This is a genomic window from Arsukibacterium sp. MJ3, assembly GCF_000987765.1.
Lineage (GTDB): Bacteria > Pseudomonadota > Gammaproteobacteria > Enterobacterales > Alteromonadaceae > Alishewanella.
The window spans coordinates 1-569 of record NZ_LAHP01000134.1 but is presented as its reverse complement, the minus strand read 5'-3'; the positions used below and the strand labels follow the sequence as shown (position 1 = coordinate 569).

1 protein-coding gene and 1 pseudogene are annotated in these 569 nt (G+C 47.5%); both read left to right on the top strand.

The window, feature by feature from the left end; genetic code table 11:
• The coding region (locus VT06_RS17155; RefSeq protein WP_046555548.1) for a DUF1415 family protein at nucleotides 1-192 on the top strand (192 nt) is incomplete at its 5' end.
• A 15-nt stretch (nucleotides 193-207) separates the two neighbouring features.
• A pseudogene (locus VT06_RS17150) lies at nucleotides 208-569 on the top strand (hypothetical protein); the annotation flags it as partial.

Here is a 569-nt window from a genome sequence, read left to right as displayed (position 1 = left end):
CTAGATGATGCGGCAAACTATACGAACCGCTCGCCATTGCCGGTGCTGCATATTTTACGTGAGGCGAGTTTGGAAAAGGCGTTAGCAGATTACTCTGATCCGGAATCAATTCCGGAGCGAAATATTGAATTTGCTCGGCGCAAAGGTGCGCCATTTTTTGCGGATATCTTGAAGAAGATTAAACGTGCGTAGTAAGGGTAATGTAACGTGTTGAAATGGTTGATGGCAGGTGTATTTGCAGTGGTGTTGCCCACTGGATGCAGCGAAGTGCAACCGCTTTCTGAAGCGGAGCAGGTGGAACGGATTATTCAGCAAGAAATAGCGCGCAACGAACGTGGTTTAAATGCGCTAACGGATGCAGCTGAAACAACCGCTTACGATGGTTTTGCTTGGCGCCGTGGCGAACGTATTCAAGTACGGAATCATACTGACAATGGTATGCAGCTGGTGGAAGATGCCGAGGCGCCTACCATTATTGCGGCTGCTGTGGATTATAATATCCCAAGCTTTAGTATTGTGCGTTATGCAGATGGCTGGTTGGTGGTATTTCGGAATTACTTAAACGATCA